The organism is Candidatus Pantoea bituminis (assembly GCF_018842675.1).
Lineage (GTDB): Bacteria > Pseudomonadota > Gammaproteobacteria > Enterobacterales > Enterobacteriaceae > Pantoea > Pantoea phytostimulans.
Map to the genome: position 1 here is coordinate 2,911,602 of NZ_JAGTWO010000004.1, position 21,513 is coordinate 2,933,114.

Annotated in this window: 16 protein-coding genes, 1 tRNA gene and 5 pseudogenes; 8 read left to right on the forward strand and 14 right to left on the reverse strand. The window is 50.2% G+C overall.

Annotated elements, in window-relative coordinates; all coding sequences use genetic code 11:
• Nucleotides 1-197 precede the first annotated feature (197 nt).
• The gene (locus tag KQP84_RS17585) at nucleotides 198-1,364 is read right to left on the reverse strand and encodes a cyanate transporter (protein WP_215847500.1); all 1,167 of its coding nucleotides are present in this window, start codon (nucleotides 1,362-1,364) and stop codon (nucleotides 198-200) included.
• Between the two features lie 87 nt (nucleotides 1,365-1,451).
• On the opposite strand from KQP84_RS17585, the gene KQP84_RS17590 reads away from it, so the two are divergent.
• Both KQP84_RS17590 and KQP84_RS17595 read left to right on the forward strand, forming a co-directional pair.
• Nucleotides 1,452-2,312, forward strand: a complete 861-nt coding sequence (locus tag KQP84_RS17590; protein ID WP_215847501.1) for a LysR family transcriptional regulator — start codon at nucleotides 1,452-1,454, stop codon at nucleotides 2,310-2,312.
• Nucleotides 2,313-2,399: 87 nt separating this feature from the next.
• Nucleotides 2,400-3,772 (forward strand): annotated as a pseudogene (locus KQP84_RS17595) (amidohydrolase).
• Between the two features lie 484 nt (nucleotides 3,773-4,256).
• Here the strand turns inward: KQP84_RS17595 and KQP84_RS17600 are convergent.
• Nucleotides 4,257-4,475 (reverse strand): hypothetical protein, encoded by a 219-nt coding sequence (locus KQP84_RS17600; protein WP_215847502.1) that lies wholly within the window; start codon nucleotides 4,473-4,475, stop codon nucleotides 4,257-4,259.
• 379 nt (nucleotides 4,476-4,854) lie between these two features.
• On the opposite strand from KQP84_RS17600, the pseudogene dbpA reads away from it, so the two are divergent.
• Nucleotides 4,855-6,269: pseudogene (gene dbpA / locus KQP84_RS17605) on the forward strand (ATP-dependent RNA helicase DbpA).
• Nucleotides 6,270-6,322: 53 nt separating this feature from the next.
• On the opposite strand, the gene KQP84_RS17610 reads toward dbpA, so the two are convergent.
• Nucleotides 6,323-6,703: a YgiW/YdeI family stress tolerance OB fold protein gene (locus KQP84_RS17610; RefSeq protein WP_309140183.1), complete on the reverse strand. Its 381-nt coding sequence runs from the start codon at nucleotides 6,701-6,703 to the stop codon at nucleotides 6,323-6,325.
• Between the two features lie 179 nt (nucleotides 6,704-6,882).
• Between KQP84_RS17610 and KQP84_RS17615 the strand changes: the two genes are divergently transcribed.
• The 4 genes from KQP84_RS17615 (at nucleotide 6,883) to KQP84_RS17625 (ending at nucleotide 10,800) form a co-directional block, all read left to right on the forward strand.
• A complete protein-coding gene (locus tag KQP84_RS17615) occupies nucleotides 6,883-7,845 on the forward strand; it encodes a chemotaxis protein (RefSeq protein ID WP_215847504.1) in 963 nt (320 codons plus the stop codon).
• A 118-nt stretch (nucleotides 7,846-7,963) separates the two neighbouring features.
• Nucleotides 7,964-8,095 carry a hypothetical protein gene (locus tag KQP84_RS25815; RefSeq protein ID WP_256449279.1) on the forward strand — a complete coding sequence of 44 codons (132 nt, stop codon included), beginning with the start codon at nucleotides 7,964-7,966 and terminating at the stop codon, nucleotides 8,093-8,095.
• Nucleotides 8,096-8,404: 309 nt separating this feature from the next.
• Nucleotides 8,405-9,970: a methyl-accepting chemotaxis protein gene (locus KQP84_RS17620; RefSeq protein WP_215847505.1), complete on the forward strand. Its 1,566-nt coding sequence runs from the start codon at nucleotides 8,405-8,407 to the stop codon at nucleotides 9,968-9,970.
• A 305-nt stretch (nucleotides 9,971-10,275) separates the two neighbouring features.
• Nucleotides 10,276-10,800 (forward strand): SRPBCC family protein, encoded by a 525-nt coding sequence (locus KQP84_RS17625; protein WP_444505534.1) that lies wholly within the window; start codon nucleotides 10,276-10,278, stop codon nucleotides 10,798-10,800.
• A gap of 85 nt (nucleotides 10,801-10,885) precedes the next feature.
• Here the strand turns inward: KQP84_RS17625 and ymcF are convergent, their stop codons facing one another.
• The 11 genes and pseudogenes from ymcF to proB form a co-directional block, all read right to left on the reverse strand.
• Nucleotides 10,886-11,053 carry a cold shock small protein YmcF gene (gene ymcF / locus KQP84_RS25490; RefSeq protein ID WP_243078532.1) on the reverse strand — a complete coding sequence of 56 codons (168 nt, stop codon included), beginning with the start codon at nucleotides 11,051-11,053 and terminating at the stop codon, nucleotides 10,886-10,888.
• Between the two features lie 9 nt (nucleotides 11,054-11,062).
• Nucleotides 11,063-11,275: a transcription antiterminator/RNA stability regulator CspE gene (gene cspE / locus KQP84_RS17630; protein ID WP_215847506.1), complete on the reverse strand. Its 213-nt coding sequence runs from the start codon at nucleotides 11,273-11,275 to the stop codon at nucleotides 11,063-11,065.
• A gap of 1,116 nt (nucleotides 11,276-12,391) precedes the next feature.
• Nucleotides 12,392-12,467 (reverse strand) — tRNA-Thr (locus tag KQP84_RS17635).
• Nucleotides 12,468-12,697: 230 nt separating this feature from the next.
• The gene (locus KQP84_RS17640) at nucleotides 12,698-14,446 is read right to left on the reverse strand and encodes a putative phage tail protein (protein WP_215847507.1); all 1,749 of its coding nucleotides are present in this window, start codon (nucleotides 14,444-14,446) and stop codon (nucleotides 12,698-12,700) included.
• 203 nt (nucleotides 14,447-14,649) lie between these two features.
• Nucleotides 14,650-14,943, reverse strand: coding sequence for a hypothetical protein (locus tag KQP84_RS17645; RefSeq protein WP_215847508.1), 294 nt, complete (start codon nucleotides 14,941-14,943; stop codon nucleotides 14,650-14,652).
• A pseudogene (locus KQP84_RS17650) lies at nucleotides 14,940-15,286 on the reverse strand (DUF7940 domain-containing protein). Before KQP84_RS17650 ends, KQP84_RS17645 begins: the two are co-directional and overlap by 4 nt.
• A pseudogene (locus KQP84_RS17655) lies at nucleotides 15,283-15,749 on the reverse strand (glycoside hydrolase family protein). The pseudogenes KQP84_RS17650 and KQP84_RS17655 overlap by 4 nt, the downstream one beginning before the upstream one ends.
• A 199-nt stretch (nucleotides 15,750-15,948) precedes the next feature.
• Nucleotides 15,949-16,227, reverse strand: coding sequence for a transcriptional antitermination N peptide (locus KQP84_RS17660; protein WP_215847509.1), 279 nt, complete (start codon nucleotides 16,225-16,227; stop codon nucleotides 15,949-15,951).
• 425 nt (nucleotides 16,228-16,652) lie between these two features.
• On the reverse strand, nucleotides 16,653-17,384 hold the full coding sequence (locus tag KQP84_RS17665) for a S24 family peptidase (RefSeq protein WP_215847510.1): 732 nt from the start codon (nucleotides 17,382-17,384) through the stop codon (nucleotides 16,653-16,655).
• A 360-nt stretch (nucleotides 17,385-17,744) separates the two neighbouring features.
• Nucleotides 17,745-18,997, reverse strand: a pseudogene (proA, locus tag KQP84_RS17670) (glutamate-5-semialdehyde dehydrogenase).
• Nucleotides 18,998-19,007: 10 nt separating this feature from the next.
• Nucleotides 19,008-20,111 (reverse strand): glutamate 5-kinase, encoded by a 1,104-nt coding sequence (proB, locus tag KQP84_RS17675; RefSeq protein WP_215847511.1) that lies wholly within the window; start codon nucleotides 20,109-20,111, stop codon nucleotides 19,008-19,010.
• A 240-nt stretch (nucleotides 20,112-20,351) separates the two neighbouring features.
• On the opposite strand from proB, the gene ompC reads away from it, so the two are divergent.
• Complete coding sequence (gene ompC / locus KQP84_RS17680; protein WP_215847512.1) at nucleotides 20,352-21,473, forward strand: porin OmpC; 1,122 nt, start codon at nucleotides 20,352-20,354, stop codon at nucleotides 21,471-21,473.
• Nucleotides 21,474-21,513 lie beyond the last annotated feature (40 nt).

Below are 21,513 nucleotides of genomic sequence, written 5' to 3' on the forward strand. Positions count from 1 at the left end.
AAAATCGTGCGCATAGGTTGCAGGGTGCACACGCTAGCCTCTTTAACATCTTTTTTGGTCAGACCACATTTAAGATGCTGAGGCTTATTGGCAACAGATGGTTAATGTTTTGTTAACTTCAGGCAATAAAAAAGCCGTGAATTTTCCTGTTCTGTGAAGCAGGAAAATTTTTCGGCTTAATTGGTAGGACCAAAAAATTATTTTTCTGGGAAAGCGTGCGGATAACTGCGTGGATGGAAACAGAGGTTTAACACAATCAACAGCAGCGTCACCGCACCTTGCATCAACCAAACGCTGGCAAAGCTGTGGGTTAATGTATGCAACTGTCCGGCGATAAACGGCATACAACCTGCGATAATGAATCCCACGCCTTGCATGAATGCCACCAGACGTGCCCCCGCCTGTGGATGAGACAGATGATCCAGCGCCAGTACCAAGGCTAACGGAAAGGCGCCGCCCAGACCGAATCCCGCTACGCCTGCCCAGATCCACGGTGCGGCCTGCGGGGCAAACAGAAATCCCATCATGCCGCAGAACTGCATGCCCAATGCCAGCAGCAATAATGGCCGACGATCGGCTCCGCGAGCCAGCAGCGGTAGCAACAATGCCCCGACCACCTGACAACTGATCATCATAGCAAGCAAGCTGCCGCCCGCCTGCGCGCTCCAGCCCTGTTGATGATAGAAATCGGGCAGCCACGCGACGCAGATGGCATACCCGCCATTGACCAACCCAAAGCTCAGCGCCAGCGTCCACGCCCGCGTTTTGCGCCACAGTGCAGGTATTGCCCGCTGCGTAGATTTCTCCGGCGCGGCAGTGGGAATAAACAGCCACAACAGCACCGCGCACAGCGTCGGTAGCGCCCAACTGCTTAACGCACCTTGCCACCCCATCTGTGCGCTCAGCCACGGCGTTAAGGCGGCAGCCAGGCCGCCACCGCCCATCAACGCTCCAGCCCATAAACCCGTAATCGCTGCGCTGCGCTCACCAAAGCGCTGGCGAATCAATCCCGGCATCGCCATTTGCACCACACCAATGCCTAATCCACCCGGAATGGTGCTAAAGACTAATAGACTGCCCTGAGTGATAAACAGGCGGCTGAAAGTCGCCAAACTCAGTAACATCAATCCGCCTGTCAGCAATTTACGGACAGCGATGCGCTGCATTAAGGGCGCGCTTAACAGCGCAATCGCTCCCATCATCATCATGGGTATAGCGGGCAGCAAAGACGCGGCTAATGGCGTCAGCCCAATGGTCTGACGTAACTGGCCGAGCAACGGACTCACCGAGGTCATTAAAGGGCGCATATTCAGGCCCGCCAATACCAACGCGATAAGCATCATCATTTCTGTCTGTCGTTTCATCCACAACTCAAATAATTAAAGATTGCCAGCCTGACAGCGCTGGTTACTATTTGGAAATTAAATATTGCTCTAATTGATAGTGGGAAAATGAATCGACAGCCGATGTTTACGCCTCAACAGTTGTTAAGTTTTGTTGCCGTTTGCGAAACCACCAGCTTTACCCGCGCTGCCGATCGTGTGCATTTGTCGCAATCCACTGTGAGTCAGCAAGTGCGGCGGCTGGAAGAAATGGTAGGTAAAGCGTTGCTAGAACGCTCTTCGCATCAGGTGCAGATTACCGAAGAAGGTGAAAAGCTGCTGGGCTATGCCCGGCGCATCATTGCGCTGAACGGCGAAGCGCATGACGTATTAAGCGACAAATGGCGTGACGGCGTGCTACGTCTTGGTGTGCCGGAAGATTTTGCCGCACCTACCGCAGGATTGCTAGCCGCTTTCAGTCGTCAACATCCGCATTTACGGCTCGATGTGATGAGCGGCATGCACGTTGAATTGCGCCGTGCATGGCAGCGTGAGGAGCTGGACATCATGCTGATCAAACAGCCTTACGGCGAACGTCCACTGGCGGCGCGCCCGGAACCCTTGCTCTGGCTCGACAGCGCCGCCTATCCCTGTTTTGAACAAACGCCAGTACCGCTGGTGCTGTTTCCTCAGCAGGGTTTGTACCGTGAAGAGATGTGCCAGACGCTGGATGCGATGGACCGCAGTTGGCGTATTGGTTATAGCAGCGCGAGTCTGGTTGCTTTGGCGGCAGCGAGCGCACAAGGCTTGGGGTTAACCCTGTTGCCCGCCAGCTGTCGCTTACCCGAACATCGGGTGCTAGGGCGCGAACAGGGTTTGCCGGAGATCGATATTTTTGAGCTGGCGCTGTTTTGCCGTCATCCCGAAGAGAATTTGCAGTATCAACTGGCGCAGGCTTTGGTCGATTTCGGCCAGCTGAGCTGGCAGTGATTTTTCAAATAGCCAGCAGTGGAAAATAGCGCAGCGGCCACCGCCAGCTTTTGTCAGATTAAGACTCTCTTTTTGCAGGAGCCTCTGATGACTATTTCCCCTTCTTCAAGCCGTCGTGAATTTCTTGGTAACGGCGCACGCTGGGCAGCCGCAGGAGTTTGCTGGCTGCTGGCATGAGCCAGACCAGTTTTGCCGCCAATACGACATCTCACTCGCCAGCTCCTTTGCCCAGTACCGATCACTATTTACTGCGGAATGTTCGCCTTGAAGAAGGCTTTGAGCGTGAAGGCGAAGAGATCGTTGCGACTAAAACTGGGCTGTATGACATCAGCATCCGTGATGGTAAATTTGATCAGTTACACCCAGCCGGTCAGGGTGACGCTTCACTGACGGCCTGGGATGCGCAAGGTGCGCTGTTGCTGCCCTCCACTCACGATATGCATATCCATCTCGATAAAACATTTTATGGCGGCCCGTGGCAGGCACCGCGTCCACGTCAGGGCAAAACCATCATGGATATGATTGCCCGTGAGCAGGTGTTGATCCCGCAGTTACTGCCCACTTCAGTCGCGCGAGCAGAAAGTCTGATTGCCTTGTTGCAATCCAAGGGTTCGACTCAGGCACGCAGTCATTGCAATATCGACCCGGTCAGCGGTCTGAAAAGCCTGGAACATCTCCAAACCGCGCTGGCGAAGCACCCTGAATTTCCCTGCGAAATCGTGGCATTTCCGCAGCACGGTTTATTGCATTCGCAGGTCGATGGATTGATGCGTGAAGCGATGCAGCACGGCGTGCAGTATGTCGGCGGACTGGATCCGACGAATGTCGATGGCGCGATGGAAAAGTCGCTGGATGCGATGTTCCAGATCGCGCTCGATTTCCAACGCGGCGTGGATATCCACCTGCATGAAACCTCGCCAGCCGGCGTTGCGGCGATTCGCTATATGATCGATACCGTGGCAAAGAACCCGGCGCTGAAAGGCAAAGTAACCATCAGTCACGGCTTTGCGCTGGCGACGCTGGAAGGCGCTGAGCTGGATAAAATGATTCAAGGGTTGGTTGAGCAGCAATTTAGCGTGGCGTCGACGCTGCCGATTGGCAAGCTGACCATGCCGATTCCGCAGTTGCAGACAGCGGGTGTTAAGGTGATGACCGGCACCGACAGCGTGGTCGATCACTGGTCGCCGTTTGGCACCGGCAGTATGTTGGAAAAAGCCAATCTCTATGCGCAGCTCTATCGTGGTTCGGATGAGTTTTCACTGACGCGTGCGCTGGCGATTGCGACCAATGATTTGCTGCCGTTGTCAGCAGAAGGTCAACGTCAATGGCCACAGCAAGGTGATGACGCCAATATGATGATAGTTGCCGCGAGCTGCTCAGCTGAAGCCGTTGCGCGCATCTCGCCAGTGGTTGCCACCTTATCACGCGGCAAAGCGGTATTCGCACTGCAACACGTTTAACTGTTCCAATGCTCAACGCAGTTACAACGCGAAAGATGACGGGTATGACGAGCAGATACCCTAAATAATTCGTGTTGCGGCAAGCATGTGAGTCCCCGGGAGCTTACACCGGTAAGTGACCGGGGTGAGCACGTGCAGCCAACGCAGCTGCAGCGCGAAGTATGACGCTCCGTTACCCTAAATAATTCGTGTTGCAGCAAGGCGGCAAGCGTGTGAGTCCCCGGGAGCTTACGCCGGTAAGTGACCGGGGTGAGCACGTGCAGCCAACGCAGCTGCAGCGCGAAGCATGACGCTCCGTTACCCAAAATAATTCGTGTTGCAGCAAGGCGGCAAGCGTGTGAGTCCCCGGGAGCTTACGCCGGTAAGTGACCGGGGTGAACACGTGCAGCCAACGCAGCTGCAGCGCGAAGTATGACGGGTATGACGGGTAAAAATGACAAAGCCTCCCGCAGGAGGCTTTAATCAGACAGACAAAGCAGCTGCGTTACACGCTTTTTGCTTTGCAACCTTTTGACATTAATTCCATTGCCAACGCATATAAACGACGATCTTCCTGATCACAGGGCTCATCTTCCGCATAACAGCCGATCATTGAGGCAATCTTATCAGCTGATAAGCTTTCCCCATGAACGTGCAGCGTCAACACGGCGCGGCCCACTATTTTAAGTACATCTTCATGTGATCCCTGGAGACTATTACTCAATGAAAAACCCTCTAACGGTCGTTGTAATAGATGTATGGCGCGCTAAATATAAAGCAATTGTCTTAAGATTTTTATCGGCAACTTAAGGGTAATTTTTTAATGATTAATTGTATTACTGGAGTAAATAAAAAGGATTTATCTGATTAACATAGGAATAAACTTTTTAAATCGGCGTCTTATAAAGTTATTTATGGCCTTATTTTTTCTTCGCTCCAGACCATTATCGAAATTTAACGCTTAACTGATTAAAATTTACCAACCATTTTCGAAAAACTTCAGGTTATTCCTAATGCCCCGCACGTCAAAAGATTCACAGCCTTAACCTACGAGGTTGCCGTTGCTGTTGGACGCGCTTTCTGCCAGACTTGCGCGCGCAATAATGCCCTACTTTTTTAGCCTCAGAGGCCGCGCCGTGACTGCTTTTTCAACCCTCAATTCGCTTCCCGAAAGCCAACTCGATAACCTGCGCGAGATGGGCTACACCAGCATGACGCCGGTTCAGGCCGCCACGCTGCCCGCCATTTTGCAGGGTCGCGACGTGCGTGCGCAGGCGAAAACCGGCAGCGGTAAAACCGCAGCCTTTGGCATTGGTTTGCTACAACATATCGACAGCGCACAGTTCCAGACGCAGGCGCTGATTCTGTGCCCAACGCGTGAATTAGCGGATCAGGTTAGCAATGTGTTGCGTCAACTGGCGCGCTTCACGCGTAATATCAAAATTTTGACGCTGTGCGGTGGTCAGCCGATGAGCGCTCAGCGCGATTCATTGATTCACGCTCCGCATATTGTGGTCGGCACGCCGGGCCGTATTCTTGATCACCTCAAACGTGAAACGTTAAAGCTTGAGAATCTGCGCACGCTGGTGTTGGATGAAGCGGATCGTATGCTGGAAATGGGTTTCCGTGATGATATGGAAACCATCATTAAAGCTACACCAGCATCGCGTCAAACGCTGCTGTTCTCTGCGACCTGGCCTGAAGGTATCGCTGCTATCAGCACCCGGTTTCAGCGCGATGCTCTGAGCGTGGTAACGGAAGAAGTCAGTGAACTGCCCACCATTGATCAACAACTTATTGAAGCCAGCCACAACGAAAAGCTATCACTGCTGATTGCGCTACTCAGCGAACGCCAGCCCTCATCCTGTGTGGTCTTTTGTAACACCAAACGCGAATGCGATGATGTTGCGGCAGCCCTTAACGATCGTGACATCAGCGCCTTGCCGCTGCATGGCGATCTGGAACAGCGTGACCGTGAACGCGTACTCATCCGCTTCTCCAACGGCAGCGGACGCGTGTTGGTTGCTACTGACGTAGCAGCGCGTGGCCTGGATATTAAGTCGCTGGCGCTGGTAGTGAATTACCAACTGGCGTGGGATCCCGAAGTGCATTTACACCGCATTGGCCGTACCGCACGTGCGGGTGAAGAAGGTGCTGCTGTGAGTTTTGTCGCCGCCGATGAAATGGCTCGCGCGCACGCGCTGGAAGATTTTTTACAGAAGTCGCTGCCGTGGGTCTCTGCCAGCACGCTGAAAAAGGCAGCAGCAAAGCGTTACCCGCCGCAATGATGACGTTGTGCATTGATGGCGGCCGCAAAGCCAAAATTCGTCCGGGAGATATACTGGGGGCATTAACGGGTGAAGCGGGCTACCGCGCTGACCAAATTGGTAAGATCGATCTGACCCCAACGCACGCTTATGTCGCTATTGAAGCGGCTCAGGCGAAATCGGCATTGGTCAAACTCAAGCAAGGCAAAATCAAAGGCAAAGCCTGCCGCGCGATCCTGTTGAAAGATTGATTTACTAACGCATCCAGGCATGCTGGGCGAGGCGAAACCTCGCCCAATCACTGTTAAGGTTCTTCAATTTCTGTGGCGTGCAATGTGGTGTTTTCACCTTTACCGTGCACTCTACCGCTGATGCGAACCTGATCGTCCGCAGCAAACTTCTTACCTTTGAACGCTTTTTCCGGTGCCACAATAGTGATGGTTCCGGTGCTGTCGCGGAACTGATAGTTATCGCCCTGCTCTTTCTTCAGAATATAACCCTCAAGCGTGACGTAACCGTCCTGCCGAAAATCACGAATCTGATTGATGTGCGTCTGCCCGGTATCCTCAGAACCTTTATAACCTGCATCCTGCTTCGATTGAGGTTGTGGCGCTTCGCCGCCCTCAAAGCCGCCCTTTTCAGCGTAAACACCCGAACTCAACATAACTAACAGTGTCGTTAAAATGACTTTTTCATTACGCGCTCCTTATTCAGAAAGGTTATCCATTTTTTCAATTCACTGTTAATCCTGGCACAATTATCAGACCGCGTTTTATTTCGCCTCTCTTGCCCTCACCTTTTTTACGTCGCTGCCGATAACTTCATCACACCCCTTTCCTTACCTGCGCTGATGCAGAGGCAACAATGGATAATTTTCAAAAAGAGATAGATGAGAGAGCGAACCTCGCGTTATCGAATAAATTTGAGCTGCTGCTGTTTCGCTTAGGCTCAGATCAGCTAAAAGGAAAATCCGAGCTGTTCGGGATTAACGTTTTTAAGCTGCGCGAAATCGTACCGATGCCGACAATTACCAAAGCAGCAGGCATGAAATCGCCGCTGCTTGGCATGGCCAGTATTCGCGGTCAGTTTATTCCGGTTATCGATTTACCTGCGGTAGCGGGTTGCGTACCGGAAACGGGACTGAATCTGCTGCTGGTGACGGAATATGCGCGTAATACGCAAGCGTTTGCCGTGGAGTCAGTCGATAACATCGTGCGTCTCGACTGGAGTCAAGTGCATACCGCCGAAGCGGGTATCGGCGGACGCAATATCACCAGTATCGCCTCGCTGGATAATGACAAGCAAAGCAATAATCTGGCGATGGTGCTGGATGTTGAGCAAATTTTGTATGACATCATTCCGTCAGTGCGCGGCGTAGAGCCGGAAGCCGCCAGACCGCGTGCATTCAAATATCAGCCAGGTGCAGTGGCGATTGTTGCTGAAGATTCTAAAGTGGCGCGCCAGCTGCTGGAACAAGGGCTGAAAAGCATGGGCATTCCGGCGCTGATGTACAACACCGGTCTGGATGCATGGGAAAAAATCAAGCAGATGAGTCAAGAGGCGCAAGCGGCAGGGGAATCGATCCACGATAAAATCGCGCTGGTGCTGACCGACCTTGAAATGCCTGAAATGGATGGCTTCACCCTGACGCGTAACATCAAACGTGACCCAATCCTCAAGCATCTTCCGGTAGTGATTCACTCTTCACTTTCCGGCAGCGCCAATGAAGATCACGTGCGCAAAGTTGGCGCAGACGGTTATGTGGCCAAGTTCGAGCTGAATGAATTATCAGACGTGATCTTCAACGTGCTGGAAGCGGCTCGTTAAGGTAAATCAAAGCAGCGGAAGGCGATTTAAGTATCGAATAGCCAGTGTCGCTTGATTCAGACTCAGCACTTTTTTGCCGCTGTTTGGCGGCTTCTTTTTACCAACCTTGGAAAAAATTATGCGCAGCGAAACGTTACCTGTTCAGCAATCAAGTGGTTTCCTTCGTGGTCGTTTACGTCAGCTTAGCTGGCTGGCGATCATTGCCTTTAGCGCGCTCTTTTGGGGCAGCCTGCTGGTTTTCATTTTCTAATTTGTTTGTTATCTAGCTGCTTGCGAGGTCGCCAAAAACGTTTGACGACCCGCTTTGTCACGTCTACGGGTTAACCTTTTAAAAAATCATTAGCACTGTGCATTAATCCTTTTTCCCTGCCTGCTTCCGCTTGAATTCCATCAAAAATATTAAAGTTAATGTTTTTAACTCCGATAACTGTGTGCGCTGGATCACCATTTCACCTTGCACCTGTAAAGCTACGCGCAATGTCGGGCTGTGAGCGGAGAAGCAGTAAATATTAACTGTTGGAATAACTGTATTTTAATAAGAAAAACGGGGAAAGAAGACATGTTCAGTATTAAGAATATGAAGGTTGGCATCCGGCTCGCCGCCGCCTTTGGCATTGTCGTCGCGCTATTGATTGTGATTTGCGTGACATCTATCACAAAAATTAACAGCATTAAAAGTGGTATCGCCTCGATCGTCGACGATCGTTATGTGAAAGTGCGCCTGGCATTTGATGTGCGCGATGGCGTCAACGATCAGATCAAATACCTGCGCGGCATGGTGATCGATACGACCCATCCTGATTATAACGTTAAGCGCTATGGTCAACTGGATGAAGCGACCCAGCGTACCAATGTCGCCATGAAGAAAATTGCTGATATTCAAGTTACTGAGATTGGTAAAAAGAAAATTGCTGGCCTGCTCGCCTCTGCCGAAGCCTTTGAAAAAGTGAAAGGTGATTTGATCGCCTTGATAAAAGCCGGTGATTTTGAAGCTGCCAGCACATATGCACTCAAATCCATGACGCCGACGCAGAATAAGTTTCTCGACGACGCGATAAAATTTGCCAATTCACAAGATGGACAGCTGCGTGCTGAAGGACAAAGTATTGTCGAAAATGGCTCTTCGGCAATTACCATCACCTTGATCTTCTCAGCGCTGGCCATTGTGGCCTCGATTCTGCTCGGCTTTTTCCTTACTCGCTCAATCGTACGTCCTTTGGTTGCGGCCGTTAGCGTAGCGGAAAGTGTTGCAGCAGGCGATCTTAGCTCGAAAATTCAGGTGACTACGCGTGATGAAACTGGCGTGCTGATGCAGGCGCTGCAGCGTATGAATGACAATCTGCTTTCCATCGTTACCGAAGTTCGTACCGGCTCTGACACCATTGCCGTCGCTTCAAATCAAATTTCCAGCGGGAACCTTGATCTTTCGACGCGTACCGAGCAACAGGCCAGTTCGCTGGAAGAAACCGCTTCAGCGATGGAGCAAATAACCTCCACCGTCAAACACAATGCCGAAAACGCGCGTGAAGCCAATCAGCTGGTTGCGTCCACTTCAAGCGTGGCGCGCGAAGGCGGCGAAGTGATGGGGCAAGTTATCGAAAAAATGGAAGCGATTGCGCTGTCGTCCAAAAAGATTGTCGACATCATCAGCGTGATTGATTCCATCGCCTTCCAGACCAATATTCTGTCGCTGAATGCCGCCGTGGAAGCGGCTCGCGCTGGTGAACAGGGACGCGGTTTTGCCGTAGTTGCTACAGAAGTACGTAATCTGGCGCAGCGTTCTGCTTCTGCCGCTAAAGAAATTAAAGTTCTGATCGAAGACTCAGTGGCGAAAGTTAATGAGGGCAGCAAGTTGGTGACGCATGCCGGATCAACCATCGGCGAAGTGGTCAACAGCGTGAAGAGCGTGGCGAATATCATGAGTGAAATTACGATTGCCAGCAGCGAGCAAAGCAGCGGTATCAGCGAAATCAATCTGGCGATTACCCAGATGGAAGCAGTAACGCAGCAGAATGCCGCGCTGGTGCAGGAAGCTTCTGCCGCATCGCAGGCGCTGCAAGATCAGGCTGAGCGGATGGCACAAGCGATGAGCGTATTTAAAGTAGGAAAGATGTCGTTAAATTAATTCCACTACGCTTTCTTTTTCCCGGCAGGTCGAACTTGCCGGGATATTTTTTACTTCTAACGCGTATCACTTACAAACTACCTTCTAGGCCTGACGTTCTATTCCACTTCACTCATCCACATCGTGCTTTCTGGCACGACTTTGCTCTGTTTTGTCAGTCAACATCGCATTATTAATATCACCTCACGTGATAACTAAAATAATAAATGGCGATTAGTCTTATAACTCTGCAACAGCCATTATCGTTCCTACGATTTAACTGCTTTCTTATGAACAGATTACCCACTACAGCAGAGAATTATTTAATGAAAATGCATGCGATTAACTGGCCAGATGGCTTTTTACCCGGTTTTACCGACAATTTTTGCTCTAATGAAATGATCGTAGCAAATCTGACAACTCAGGATATTTGGCCGCTGTTGAGCAAGCCTGCTGTATGGTCGACTTATTATCAAAACTCAGCAAATGCGCGTTTTTATGACGATAAAGGCCCCGAACTGGAACAAGATGTCCGCTTCTATTTTGAAACCTTTGGTTTTCCAGTTGAGGCTCGCGTCACAGAATATGTCGCGCCTGCACAGGGCGAAGCTGCTCGTATTTCCTGGCATGGTTGGGCGGGAGAAGAAGGCAGTGATGAACGTTTAGATGTGTTGCACGCCTGGCTAATTGAGGATTTACCTGGCAATCGCGTACGTATCCTGACGCAGGAAACCCAAAAGGGTAAACCAGCAGTAGCGTTAGCGAAGGCAAAGCCGAATCCGATGATCAATGGACATCAGGATTGGTTGGATGGGCTGGTTAAAGCAGCTCTAGCGAATCGCGTGTTATAAAATCCAAAAACTAAAAAGGCCGCCAATCGGCAGCCTTTCAAATTATCGTTTATGCAACAACGCTATAAAGCTCACTTAGCCTTTCTCAGAGGGCGTAAGGCCTGCTCTGATATGCAATCCTTGCCGTGTTAATTTGAACAACGACAGATTTGCAGAAAATGCATTTCGCTCCATGCGGGTTGGCTCTCGTCACATCAAAGTGTGATGTGCGGTACTGTGAGCCATTACAGTGTAGACATTTAAAACGAGTAATTTTAAGTCCTTAGAGACCAACAACGTTCGCAGCAGATGGGCCTTTAGCGCCATTTTCTACTGTAAACTCAACTTGTTGACCTTCATCCAGTGAACGGAAATCAGTACCCTGGATAGCAGAGAAATGGACGAATACGTCCTTGCTGCCGTCTGCTGGAGAGATGAAACCGAAACCTTTCTCTGCGTTGAACCATTTTACGGTGCCGCGGATTTTGTTAGACATGTTTAATTCCTTAATATTTGAGCCTTCCGGCGTAAATGGCCTGAGAACAGATTTTAATCAGAACGTAAGAGAAGACTCAAAAAGAAGGGATGTCTCACGACAAACTTAGAGATGAGAACTGCTTTGGGTACTTACTTTGATAGTGTCTGTCAATCAAACCGACGGATGCATTAGCTCATATTGAGCGAAGTGATGCAAGCGCTTTCTTAACTTAAATCTATTGTCTGAAAAACCGAGGCGTGAATCGCAACCTCATAAAAAGAGTCAATTCGGCGGCAAAAAAAGAGGTTTCTCTCAAACGACTCGATAAAAAAGGCAATAAAACTCAGGCTGCCGAGCACAGTTCAGCGTTTTTGTCATACAGGTTTCAGTGACGGTATAGAAGAAAGGTAATGCATTACGCTTCGCCTGATCTTTTGGAGGGATTGGTGATGTGGCTTAGCGATCTGGCGCATTTATGATGGGCTTAATCTACTGCTCACCCTCTTTACTGTGGTGCTTGGCGCTGTCAGATAAAAACCCACCTTAGCTAGTTTGACTAAAAGAGATGTGATCTGCTCTTTTTTGATTTCCATAAGCGTAAACAGGCAACAAATTATTATCCTGCACTTTAAAAAATAATGAATAGCTCATGTCATTCTCTATACGCAGTGCTATTTAACTCCCAATCCGCCTTACCTGTAGCACACCATCAACCTTTAGCTAGTGATATTTCAAACCCAACATCCTTGTCATTTACATTATTAAAGAAAGCGAAAGCCCCTAATAAATGACTGCACCAGAGGCGGATCGGCAGGATATTTCTTCCTCACTCTCACATTAACAAGACCGGATTCATTTAAAGGAAAAACTCCTTATTAAATAGCATGTTGCAAAAATCACCAATACGAAAATTAAATTACAATAAATAGGCGATTATGATGTCGACATTAAAATAAATATCCCCACCAAAATAAGAAAATAATTAAACCCATGAAAAATTGAATGTGTAATGAATAACGTCTAATGATTCCGTCAACCCACTAAATAATAACTTATGAAAGCGAAAAAAATAAATAACGAAGGGATATGTATCGACAATCCAATATTGCATGATCAATACGGAAGGATAAAACGTGGTGCCGGAAACAGGAATCGAACCTGCGACCTTCGCGTTACGAGTGCGCTGCTCTACCAACTGAGCTATACCGGCATTGTGGTGGGATACTGCGGGGCGTTACGTTAGAAAAAATCACAAATTGAGTCAAGACCGAAACAGCGCGAGTGCCGTTTTTATCGCCATTTGCAAGGGATTTTGCCTGGAAAGCCTTGTTCTACACGACGAAAGTCCTTTCGTTAGTGTTTGGGATTTCCCTCTCAGGCCACATCAAGCGCACAAAGCAAAAAGGCGAGGCCGCAGCCTCGCCAAAAACGTGCCGATCATCAATCGTAGTAAGCGACCTTGCGGTCAACGCCGTTGATATTGACCAACACAAAGCCCGTTGGCGTCGTTTTATTCGTCGGTGTACCCGCGGTCGTCGCGAGCGTAAGTACACCTTTCTCATTGGCACCAATACCGGCCAATCCATTATGCAAACCGAAGCGTGCCGCCGGTTTCAACGTGCCCATTGTAGTGGTATCGGTCACTACAGAAAGATCAGACTGGAACAGCGAGCAGGAGCCCGTATCAAAGCGCGTCGGCCCCGTATTTTTGAGGTTAAACATGGTGTCACCGCTGTTGGCTTTCAGCTTCACCCATACCACTGCATACGTTGTTCCAACCCGGCCATAGCGGATATCCTGCACTGCTGGCTGCCCCATGTGGCAAGCATCAGCCCACACGGTTTCCAGTCGTTGCAAATTAATCCAGGTTTTACCGGTACCGGAGAGATTCACCGGCGATCCTGCAGTGCCTGAAGGCGTAGTGGCATCCGCTTTACCAATCAGCTCTATCACCCATTGCTGATTTGCGTTGGGGAAAAAGAACTGGCCGAGTCGATACCAGTTATCCGTCGCGGTGTTATTCGTGACTTTATAGCCACTGAAATACCCTGCACGCAGCGAACCCGTCATATAGCTGCCGAAGCTTTCGTCGCGGCGGAAACCATATTCAAAGGTGGATAACCATTTACCGGCGACCAGGTCATTACTGATTTTTGCACCGGATTGCAGGTTAATCTGACGCATCACAACACGCGCATTGTTGAGGTTGAAAGCAGAGCTACAGTCCTCAATGTTTAACGTATCGATCGTCCAGCCACCATCAGAGAGATCGCCCGGGTTACGCGTATGTTCAATCCACACATTGCGCATAATCCCCTGCGTGACGCGCGGCATATACAGCGTGGCGTCACCATAACCGGTCTGGAAATTGGCGTTGCTTAATTCAATCGCGGTTGAGTGATCCCAAACACCGTTCGGCGAGTTTGACCAGCCCACATCAAAAACGCGCGAATAGGTATTCAGCGAATAGATCTGGTCAAACTTGCTGTCGAGCGTATCGAGAATTTTGATGACGGTGCCGCCGGTACCCTGCGCGCGGAAACAGCTGATATTGACCGTCTCTCCTTCTATACAGGTATTTTCGAAGAACGGTTGCACGTTGCTGCACATCTCGGCGGTGATGGTGCTTTTGTTGGTAGTAATATCTGCGCTGGCCTGACCATTCCAGGTAATGCCTTTGATGGCTGTGCGGCGCGCCTTTACCTTGAACACTGGACTGGCACTTTTATTTGAAACAATGGTCGTGCGCGGAAGTGATCCCAACTCCAGGTCATCACCCAACAAGCCAAAAAAGGCAATTTCTGCGGCACTGAGATCAATGGGCGAAATTAAAAATTTACCACCAGGAAAACGAACCGGGAGATCCTTTATGTTGGTGTTGTATGTCTGCGTCCAGGTCAACATACGGTTAAAGGCGTCGGTATCATCCGTTGTCCCATCGCCTTTGGCACCAAAGTGTAGAATGTTCACTTCCGTAGGATCGTTGATTGCACGCTTCCAGTAGAAACCGCTTCCCACCGCCACCGTGCCGCCATCATCTTTCAATGTGGTGGTGCCGGTAAAGCCGACGAAATCGCCGCCGCCACGGAAAGTGGAGTCTTTGTCGTAGTAACGTTTTAAAATCGCTACATCACCAGATTTGGTCGGAGCCGTGGTACGCAGTTCTGCAAAAGAGTTAACTTCGATCATGGTATCCTCCTCAGGATGTTTTAGATTAAACGCTGTTTATCAGCGAGTTACTTCGATTTGGCCGCTTGGCCGCATAAGGTGTCCCACATGTCGTTGTGGGTGTTGATGGCGCGTACGGTTCGGATGTCTATTTTCTGAGCATCGTCACCGTGGGTATGAATGGGGAAAAAAGCACGCAGGCAGAGTCGGTGATGGCCACCGGCTCAGGGTTGGTTGTATTTCGACTGCTGCAACTTGTCGCGAGCAGCAGCGTCATCAAGGTTACTGTTTTCAGTTTCCACACGGTTCGCCTCCTCACGGTTCTGTTGTTGTTGATGGGCAATATCTGCCACGCGCTCGGCTTCTTTATGCGCGCTGTCGACATCGGATTTTGCTTTTTGCTGCACCTTGCCGATTTTCTTACCGCCAAAATAGCTGGCACCTAGCGCAGCGATAATCGCGCCCAGCGCAGCTAACCAGTGCCAACCGCCGCCCAGCAATGTGGAAAGAAAAGTCATGATTTGATCCCCTCCACCTGACGCTTCTCATTCAGCAATGTTTTTTGACGAACAAATTGCGCAATAACCCCATCGCCACCATGAAAGCGCCGATAAGACCGAGATAGTTATGGGGAAGAATCGACTTAACGTCTTCCGGCAAGGTGTTCCATGCATCCAGCGCCGATGACGGAAAAGATTGCACCCAGGCACTGAGCATTGAGCCAAGCGAAGCCAGCCAAACCGACCAGGTTTTAAATAACAGCCGTGCATGTGAAACAAACTGAAGGGTGGTAAAACGTTGTAAAAGCAAGACGATGATGATGACTGAGAGCACGGCGATAAGAAAAAGTAACCATTTCATAGCAGCCCCCTGTAGACGTCATAAGTGCCGGTACGCATCACTTCAGCATGACGACGTGCGCGTCCTGGAGTTTGACGTGCCCACAAGCTGGTAAGCATGGCGTTAGCCGCCTCAGCAAAGTTCTCTTCAGCAATGGCGTTAAGCATATTTTTGAACTGACTGACGCCATCTACCCCCAATTGATACGCCATGCTTAGCAACACATCTGTTCGCGCCTCGTTGCAATTTGCTAAAGCGCGCTTGATCGGCTCACGTGCCTGCATTTCCTGAATTTTGTTTTCCAGGATGCACTGCTTCCACACATCACCTACGCGGCGCGGCACACGAAACGCATAGTTACTGAGTGACGCACCTTTTGGCCCGATGCGAATTCCCCGGCAACAGTCGGAAAACCGAGCGTGTCGAAATAAGGGGTATCCACGTAGCCTTCCTCAAAATTCAGCACTGCAATAATCTGACTCATAAAAACTCCTCAATGACGGCACAGGCAACTCAGGCCCTGCGAAACTAAACACATAACAACCACTGATCAGTACCAAAGTAAGCGCAGCAGCAGATAGTGCTGAAGCTGCAGAGGAACTGAAGAGTGGGGAAAAAATTGCGTCCAGCGAAAACTGGAAAATGGCAGGAGCCGGGTGTTCAAAGGATGAGATTTTTACTGCTCAGCGGACGGCGTAGAGATGAACGTGCGGCAGGCAGCAATTATCAAAAGAAGGTGTTTCTTGATTTTGCGAACGCGGCGCAGTGATTGCGCGGTCCACGCGAGGTGTAACCTGACGCTGACATATCTGTTCTGCGCGTCGAAGGGAAAGGGTTTCAGGTTCGTAATTCAGCGCCTGGTCGATACTCTGCTTCAGACGGCTGAGAGGTTGGCGTCGCCGATGGCGACGAGTGCGTGCATTGCCCGTAAAAACGCTTTTGCCATAGTGGATAATCGCCATAACTCCTCCTGTGAATGAGTCTTTGGCGATGGGGTGGCAGGCGCGAGCTTTCGGCGTACCGAACGGGCCCGAATACCGCTGTTAACGCTCACACGCTTACCACCTGACTGAATAAACAGTCAGGTGGAAGGCAAGATAAGGGAAACAGACGGCATCTGACGACGCTGCATTTTGCGCATCCACCCCATCCCAAAGTTCACTGACTTTTGGGTGGTATGATTCGCGCTTGTGCAGCGCCTCAATTGTTTAAGAGCGGCTCATCCCTGAGAAAACAACTTCGTTCGTCCATGCTCAAATTATTAACAGGTTCTTATGCTTTATCAAACACTGACAGTTAATTTTTTATTTACTATTGGTTAAATTTTTGAATTTATGTCGATTATTTTTTTCGACGTCTTATTGGAAAAGCGGGTTTGAGAGTCTGGCTAGCCCAAAATTTGATATTGCCTTGCCTGACTCATGATGACTTTTGCCAACACTTTTAGGCTTTCGACTTCGTCACGGTTGAGATACCAAGTCTCGTAGCGCTTATTGTCTGAAATAACAGCAATTTTGCGATGCTGTAGCTGAAGCCTTTTCAGGTACAGCTGGTCATCCAACGTAAAAATGTAGATTCCATCACCGTCGAACCTGCGCACGCTGATATCAACAAACAGCTGATCGCGCGGGGCAAAGGTATCCGCCATTGAGTCGTTATTAACAGCGATCAGCCGAATATTCTCAGCTGGGCGTCCATTGAATAACACCCGCGCCTCATCCTGACCGTATTCGATCGCGTGAATTGTCTCGACAAATTCATCCCGGGCCTGAATACCTGCCGCCGTTTTTTGACCAATATCGAGGCTGTCTACTCGGAAAACATTTTTATGGCTAGCCCACGCGCTTAACGACGGCGGTTCAGGCGCCTGTTCCATGCCAAACTGTAACCACTCAACCCTGACCCCAAGCAGACGGCTGAGTGCCAGCAAATTGCCGTTATCCGGCACTGACTGCGCGTTAAACCACTTCCACACCCCCGGCGTTGATATTTGACAGCCCTGCTCTTTTAACGCCTTAGCAACCTGTTTGTTTCGTCCGTGTCCGACAATGCCAGCGCTTTCGCAAGCGGCGATGAGCCTGGCGGTGAAAGCTTGTCTCGTACTTTCTTTTTTAACCATCAGTTAATAATCAGCCATTGAAGAGGTACTGGATGTTATTTTCATTATTGCTACCAGTTCATTTTATATTACCGTCCGTTTACTACCTAACCGGTTTCTCAAGCATTTCTAATTATCATTATCTCCTTCACCTTTGAGCGCGCCAAAAAATATCACTTAACAGCCGCTATCACCGGGGCTTTCAAGAATGTTCCGTAAGGAATTGCGTAAAATTCATCCGCTGTTCATCCCTCACTGGACGCGCTTAATCGATAAAATAATTTTTAGTCACTAAAGCTCTACAAATAGCTGGATCGAAAATGAAGGCATAAAAAAAACGGGAGCCTGAAAAGACTCCCGTTTTGTTAAGAAAAATGGATGTTAGGCACGCAGCGTGTCGTCGCCCCAGGCAATCCATTTATAGGTGGTTAATGCTTCTAAACCCATCGGTCCGCGAGCGTGCAGTTTCTGTGTGCTAACCGCAACTTCTGCGCCAAGTCCAAACTGTCCGCCATCGGTGAATCGGGTGCTGGCGTTAACGTACACCGCTGAGGAATCCACCTGCTTCACAAAGCGTGTCGCGTTTTTAGTACTGCGCGTCAGAATGGCGTCGGAGTGCTGCGTGCCGTGAGTGCGGATGTGATCAATCGCTTCATCCATATCAGCCACCAGCTTGACGTTTAAATCCAGCGACAACCATTCATCATCATAATTGCCTGGCTGAATCATTGTGACGCGCGCGGGACCTTGCTGTAATTGCGCAAACACGTTTTCATCAGCGTGCAGTGGGATATCTTCTTGCGCCATGCGGGCAGTGAAAGCAGGCAAGAAGCGATCGGCAATCGCGCGATCCACCAACAGCGTTTCCAGTGAATTACAGGCGCTTGGCCGCTGCTTTTTGGCATTAACAATCACGTCAAGCGCTGGCTCAATCTCCATGGTTTCATCAATATAAATATGGCAAACGCCAATGCCGCCCGTAATCACCGGGATAGTGGAGTTTTCACGACACAGTTTATGCAAGCCTGCTCCGCCGCGTGGAATCAGCATGTCTACATAGCGATCCAGCTTCAGCAGCTGATTAACCAACTCACGATCAGGATTTTCGATCGCCTGGACTGCTGCAGCCGGTAAACCGTGCTGCTGCAACGCGTTTTGGATTACGCGAACCGTGGCAGCATTAGTACGCCAGGTTTCTTTCCCGCCGCGCAGAATCGCTGCATTGCCGGTTTTTAAACAGAGGCTGGCCACATCTACCGTCACGTTCGGACGCGCTTCATATATCACGCCCACCACGCCTAACGGCACGCGGCGACGTTCAATGCGCAAGCCGCTGTCAAGTTGACCGCCATCCATCAGCTGCCCTACCGGATCGGCTAGCTGGCACACCTGGCGTACATCATTTGCAATGCTGTTCAGACGCTGAGGATTAAGCGTCAGGCGATCAAGCAGCGCGGCGCTCATGCCATTCTGGCGAGCATCGGCCAGATCAGATTCATTGGCTGTCAGAATGTCAGCGCTTTCCGCTTCCAGACGATCCGCGATGGTCATCAGCACCTGATTTTTTCAGCGGTCGACAGATCGGCCAGCTTATAAGCTGCGGCACGCGCCGCTTTTCCCATTTCTTCTAGCATTGTCCGCTCCTTAACTGACAATCATATCGTCGCGGTGAACCGCCACCGGGCCATATTCATAACCCAGAATTTCACTGATCTGCTGGCTGTGATGTCCGGCAATCATACGTATCGCATCGCTGTTGTAGCGCGAAACGCCATGTGCGATATCGCGCCCCTGCAGGCTGCGAATGCGGATCACTTCGCCACGTGAAAAGTTACCCTGAATGTCACGAATGCCCTTAGGCAATAGCGAACTGCCGCGCTCAAGAATAGCGGAGAGAGCACCATCATCCACGGTGATTTCACCAGCAGGCGGCGCACCAAAGATCCAGCGCTTACGGTTTTCCAGCGGGGATTGTTGGGCATGGAACAGGGTACCGACCGGCTTGCCATCTATCACGTCAGCGATGACACCGCTGCGGCTGCCAGCGGCGATGATTACATCAATCCCCGCGCGACAGGCAACGTCAGCAGCCTGAAGCTTGGTCGACATTCCGCCCGTTCCTAACCCCGACACGCTGCCACCGGCCAGCGAACGCAGCGCATCATCAATAACATGCACATCGCTGATCAATTCAGCCTGCGGATTATTGCGCGGATCGGCCGTGAACAATCCTTCTTGATCGGTCAACAGCAGCAGTTTATCTGCGCCGCCCAGCATCGCCGCCAGCGCAGACAAATTATCGTTATCGCCCACTTTGATTTCTGTGGTGGCGACCGCGTCGTTTTCATTGATGACCGGCACGATATGGTTATCCAGCAGTGCGCGCAACATATCGCGAGCATTAAGAAAACGCTCACGATCTTCCATGTCCGCGCGAGTCAGCAACATCTGACCAATATGGATGCCATAAATAGAGAACAGCTGTTCCCACAGTTGAATCAAACGGCTCTGCCCCACCGCAGCCAGCAGCTGCTTTGAGGCGATGGTAGGCGGCAGGTCGGGATAACCAAGATGTTCACGTCCGGCAGCCATCGCGCCAGAAGTGACAATCACAATGCGGTGGCCCGCTGCATGCTGCTGCGCACACTGACGAACCAATTCCACCATGTGCGCTCGATTCAACCGGCGCGATCCGCCGGTAAGAACGCTGGTTCCCAATTTGACCACGAGGGTCTGACTACCACTCATATTTCCTGCCGTAGTGAAAAATTTATGCGAAAGGACGTTTTAACAGGAGTCGTTGAGGAAGCCAACAGCCAGTGGGGGAAAAGCACAAATATCCCCGGGCAATGGCGTAGACCACTTGTTCGTGATTAACAAGAAAACCGGAAAAGTGTCATAAAACTTTCATCACTTATCGGTAAAAAGTCCCTGTTTTACAAAACCTTTCACAGCAAGAAAATTTTAATAACCGGGATTGATAGCAAAATGAAGAAAAGTACACTGGCACTGATCGTCTCTGCTCTGGCTCTCTCTTTTACCGCACAGGCCGCTGAGGTTTTTAATAAGTCAGGTAACAAACTGGATTTCTACGGCAAGGTTAAAGCCGAACACTATATGAGCGATAACGACAGCTCAAACGGCGATAAGTCCTATGTGCGTATCGGTTTTAAAGGACAAACGCAGATCAACGATCTGATGACCGGTTATGGCCAGTGGGAATACCAATACAACGTTAATAACTCAGAAGGCAGCGATGCCAACAGCGGCAACAAAACACGACTGGGTTTTGCTGGTCTGAAATTCGCTGATTACGGCTCGGTTGATTATGGCCGCAACTATGGCGTGCTCTATGACGTTGAAGCCTGGACCGATGTGTTCCCCGAATTTGGGGGTGACGGAACCGCGCGTTCCGATAACTTCCTGACTCAACGCGCCACTGGCGTAGCGACTTACCGTAACAACAACTTCTTTGGTCTGGTTGATGGTCTGCGCTTCGCCCTGCAATATCAGGGTAAAAATGATGCTGGTAGCGCGAACGCGCGCGGTAGTGCAACAGATACGGCTCGCCAGAATGGCGACGGCTATGGGGCTTCGTTGGGTTATTCGCTGGGCGACAGTGGCGTGAGCTTAATGAGTGCCATCACCTCATCCGACCGCACTAACCAACAGCAAGCCCGCGCTTACGGCAGTGGTGATAAAGCAGATTCATGGGGCGCTGGCGTTAAATATGATGCCAACAGCGTTTACCTCGCCGCTATTTACACCGAAACCCGTAACATGACGCCCATTAGCGGAACGAACCGTAATACCGGTTTATCGGTTGCGGGTGCCGCAAACAAAGCGCAAAACATTGAATTGGTGGCGCAGTATCAGTTTGATTTCGGCCTGCGTCCTTCCATTGGTTACGTGCAAACCAAAGGCAAAGAGATTGAAAACGGCATCGGTGATGTCGATTTAGTGAAATATATCGATGTGGGCGCAACCTACTATTTCAATAAAAACATGTCAGCTTTTGTTGATTATAAAATCAACCAACTGGATGACGACAACGCGCTCTCCATCAACAATGACGACATCGTTGCCGTGGGTGTGACTTACCAATTCTAAGCTTTTGTCGAAGCCGATGCCTTGGGCTGTTATGCACCCC